Origin of the sequence: Providencia sp. PROV268, from assembly GCF_028477805.1 — a bacterium.
GTDB classification, from domain to species: Bacteria; Pseudomonadota; Gammaproteobacteria; order Enterobacterales; family Enterobacteriaceae; genus Providencia; species Providencia stuartii.
The window spans coordinates 1-4,054 of sequence record NZ_JAMPLW010000017.1 but is presented as its reverse complement, the minus strand read 5'-3'; the positions used below and the strand labels follow the sequence as shown (position 1 = coordinate 4,054).

Below are 4,054 nucleotides of genomic sequence, written 5' to 3'. Positions count from 1 at the left end.
TGTGGCATTAAACAAAGCGGTACCACTGCTGTATAACGCACTGGCGTCCGGCGAAATGCTGCCAAAAGTGGAACTGAAATGGTATCGCACGTCTGTTGAAGGGAAACAAGAGCATTTCTTCACCACCACACTGACGGATGCGACTATCGTTAACATCGATTGCCAGATGCCGCATTGCCAAGACCCAGCGAAAGCCGATTTCACGCAGCTTATCGAAGTGTCTCTGTCTTACCGTAAAGTGGACTGGGAACACACGGTTGCAGGCACATCAGGTGCCGATGACTGGCGCGCACCGCTCGAAGCGTAATTTATAAGATACTGTTCCAATGCGTGAGCGATTATTTTTGTGTAGTTCGCGCATTTTACGTGGGAGGCATTGCATGGCAAGAACCACAGTGCAAGGGAAAAAAGTCGGATTACATCAAGACAAAACTACCACAGGGGCAACTTGCCTAGCCAGTATCTCAACAGTCACCAATGACGGCACTCGTGTATTACGGGTCGGTGACAAAGCCACACGTTGCCCACAATGTAAAAAAGAGGGCACGCTGGTGACAGGAGAGGAAGGCATGATATTGCACGGACGCTACGTTGCCGTTGAAGGTTCGGTTGTGCAATGTGGGTGTGTCTACGGGGTAAATCGCTTGGTGTGTTGAGCTTTTCTTTTGAATTTATAAGGGTATATCAGTATGGATGGATTGGTTTTTACCTGTCAATTTAAAGGTGTACCACCAGATACGTTTGCGGTGACTGAATTTCAACTGACAGAGCACTTGTCTGAGTTGTTTACCTTATCGCTAACGGTCGTCAGCGCGCTTCCTTCCATTCCATTTGATGACATGTTGGGATTCGCCTGCTCATTAACCGTGATGCGGAATGGTAAACCGATACGTACTGTACGCGGGTTATTAGCCAGCGCAGAGCAACAAAATACAGACGGTAACCGAACGTGGTATCATTTTATTATTCGCCCTGAAATCTGGGTAATGTCATTAGGGCAAAATAGCCGTATTTTTCGTCAGATGACTGTGCCTGATTTACTTCAACAGCTGTTGTCAGAATCCCACATTAAAGCGGATTGCAAGTTTTACGCAAAAGCACCTTACCCGAAACGCGATTACATCACGCAGAAACGCGAATCCAATTACCAATTTTTTTGTCGTTTAGCTGCTGAAGAAGGCATTAGCTTTTGGTTTGAAGATGCAGGGCAAGAACCTCGGCTGTTTTATAGCGATTCTCATTTGGGAATGACGGCGGGAATTGATTTGGTGTATAACCCCCAATACGATACCGATACCCAAGACCATACTGCGTATCACTGGCGCTATCGCGAGTCGTTGCTATCTGGCAAAACCCTCTATAAGGATTACAATCCTGAGCGCCCCTCTTACCCATTAGAACATGAAATAAAAGGGGATGTGCATGGTCAGCACCCCTTTTACGAAAGTTATGGACGTTTTCAAACCCAAGAGGATGCAGACCGCTTTACAGCGCTTCGCCATGAAGGGAGTCAGCAATACCGTTGTGTCGGTAGTGCGACCACTAACTGCTTTGCTTTGATGCCGGGTAAAATTTTCTCATTGTCATCCCACCCGAATCTTGACATGAACCGCCATTGGCAAGTGGTGTCGGTTTCTCATCACGGAGTTCAACCTTTAGCAGATAATAGTGGTGGCGAAGGTACGACTTTATCCAATCAACTGACTTTTATTCCGAGTGAACTAGATTGGCGCCCGCCGTTTATTCATAAACCCACCGCCGATGGGGATGAATTGGCGACTGTGGTTGGGCCGGATGGGGAAGAAATCTACACGAACAAAGACGGGGCAGTGAAAATCTATTTTCACTGGGACCGATATCGTGAACCTGATTTAAGCAGCTCTTGTTGGGTACGTGTCGCACAAGGTTGGAATGGGGATGGATATGGATTTATGGCGATACCCAGAATCGGTCAGGAAGTGCTTGTCAGCTATCTGAATGGGGATATTGATAGGCCAATTATCACGGGATGTACTTATAATGGGCGCAATGCACCGCCGTTAAATCTCCCCAATGAGATGACCCGCACTACGTTTAAAACCCAAACCCACAAAGGGGACGGTTTTAACGAATTGCGTTTTGAAGACAGAGCAGGCCAAGAGGAAATTTATTTCCATGCCCAACGCGACATGAATGTGCACATTGAACACGATACGCATTGGCATATTCAGCATGACGCTAAACATCGTATAGATAACGACCGTTTTACAGAAATTGCAGGCAATGAGCATTTCATCCTCAAAGGCAGCCAAAAGGAAAATATTACAGGCAACGCCTCTTTGCATATCGAAGGTGACCAACAGACACAAGTTGACGGGAAAACGGTGCATGAAAGCAGCCAGCAAACCCATTTAGTCAGCGGCGGGAAAATCGTTCTGGAAGCGAATACGGAAATCACGTTGAAAGTGGGGGGCAGTTTTATTCGTATTACGCCCGGCACGATATTTACCTCTAGCGATATGGTGGTCGGTGGTGGCAGTGCCGGCAGTGGCGCCTCAGTTGCTTTGGAATTGCCAGAAGGCGTCGCGCCGTTTGAACAGCCACCGTACCCCGTCAAAAAATACTGTGCCTTGGCCGCGCAGCAAGCGGGGGGATTAACCGTGAAGCCGAATGAGGACGAGTAATGCCACAGACAGTGATACAACAGCAGATGCTCACACAAACATCAATTTCGACCCCAGGTTCAACCTGGTTATCCTGGTTAACGGCTACCCCACAAAATGATGTGTATTTTTTGATTAATACCCTATCAGACCCCAATCCGGTTAAACGGTTTTATGCTCATGATTGGATTGAGGAAGCCTTCCCGATTTACCACGGAACGGCATTAGCACATTTAGCGGAAGTGAGCCCGTGGCTCGTGAAAGTCAAACGGTCACAATTATTTCACCTCGGTAAAATGTTAGACAGTGAGCCGTTTAGCGACCCCAGTTGGGGCTGGGCATATCAAAGTCAATTGGATTGGCGTACCCAAATCACCCACTGGCAAAAATACCAATTTGCTTGGATGGGGGAGGAGAAAATCGTTTTTCGCTTCTTTGATGCTCGCATTGCGCGTACGTTGTTACCTAAATTAGGCCGAGGCAACTGGGCATTACTGATGATGCCCGTTGAGGACTGCTTTATTGAAGAGAGTGAAACGAAGGTGATTTATTCACGCCCTCCATATGCAGAGCCGTTCATTAGCCCTGCTGATTATATTCTCAGTGAAGCGTTGATTAAGGTCTGGCGAAATTCAGAACAAGCCTATCTGAATGTGATTGATAATTTTTATATTCAATTTTGGGAAAACCATCCGACCTTAGCTGACTCGTTAGATGAGCCAGAAGGGCGTTTAATTGCGCTTATCCGTGAATGGATGGACGAGTGTCAACAAAAGCGCTTAGACACCGCGTATCTCTTTGATGATTTATTTTTGCGTTACCTTGATGAAAAAGGCTATTTACCCGACATGACAAGGAGTGCCAATGCCGTATCAGTATAATGACCCTTATTGTGCAGATTGTTCTAAGCGCAAGGCATGGATAGAATGTGTGCTGGTTGATGAGCAGAATCAGCCCTTGGCAGGTTTGTCTTACACCTTAAAAGTTCGTAATGGGGTTATTAGAAAAGGTGTTACTGATGCACAAGGGTATTTGAGGCAAGAAGACTTACCTCGTACGGTGGCAACATTGACCATTGAGTCTCAAAAACTCACCGATGAAATGGAAAAACGCCCACTGAGAACACTTCGAGGGGAGGCTCACTCGACCGTCAAACCGGATGCACTATTACAAGGCTATTCCTATCGGTATGCGGTTATCGGGGAATTATGCGATAAAGCCCCGGATATCGATAAATGGGAATCCGCTCGTTTTGGACTACCCCATTATCATTTTCCCAAAGAAGATGAATTCAACGGATTGAAATTCATGGGCGAAGATTTTAATCAACGTCATGTGATAGAAGTCTGTCCATTTAGAGCCTGGTCGCTAATTCTCAACCACACCCCAGACTATGACATGGTCAATGCTTA

At 46.5% G+C, this 4,054-nt stretch carries 4 protein-coding genes and 1 pseudogene; all 5 read left to right on the top strand.

Features of this window, described 5'->3' with window-relative positions; genetic code table 11:
* On the top strand, positions 1–307 hold a 307-nt coding region (gene tssD / locus PR699_RS13525; RefSeq protein ID WP_272577850.1), incomplete at its 5' end, for a type VI secretion system tube protein TssD.
* A gap of 73 nt (positions 308–380) precedes the next feature.
* Positions 381–656 (top strand): PAAR domain-containing protein, encoded by a 276-nt coding sequence (locus PR699_RS13520; protein ID WP_004925621.1) that lies wholly within the window; start codon positions 381–383, stop codon positions 654–656.
* 33 nt (positions 657–689) lie between these two features.
* Entirely contained in the window at positions 690–2,663 is a 1,974-nt protein-coding gene (locus tag PR699_RS13515; protein WP_014657552.1) for a type VI secretion system Vgr family protein, read from the top strand.
* Entirely contained in the window at positions 2,663–3,523 is an 861-nt protein-coding gene (locus PR699_RS13510) for a DUF4123 domain-containing protein (protein ID WP_272577849.1), read from the top strand. The genes PR699_RS13515 and PR699_RS13510 overlap by 1 nt, the downstream gene beginning before the upstream one ends.
* Positions 3,507–4,054: pseudogene (locus PR699_RS13505) on the top strand (lipase family protein); the annotation flags it as partial. The gene PR699_RS13510 and the pseudogene PR699_RS13505, both read left to right, overlap by 17 nt.

Coding starts and splice junctions, on each gene's coding strand:
- PR699_RS13520 (WP_004925621.1), top strand. CDS start 381: ATGGCAAGAACCACAGTGCAAGGGAAAAAAGTCGGATTACATCAAGAC.
- PR699_RS13515 (WP_014657552.1), top strand. CDS start 690: ATGGATGGATTGGTTTTTACCTGTCAATTTAAAGGTGTACCACCAGAT.
- PR699_RS13510 (WP_272577849.1), top strand. CDS start 2,663: ATGCCACAGACAGTGATACAACAGCAGATGCTCACACAAACATCAATT.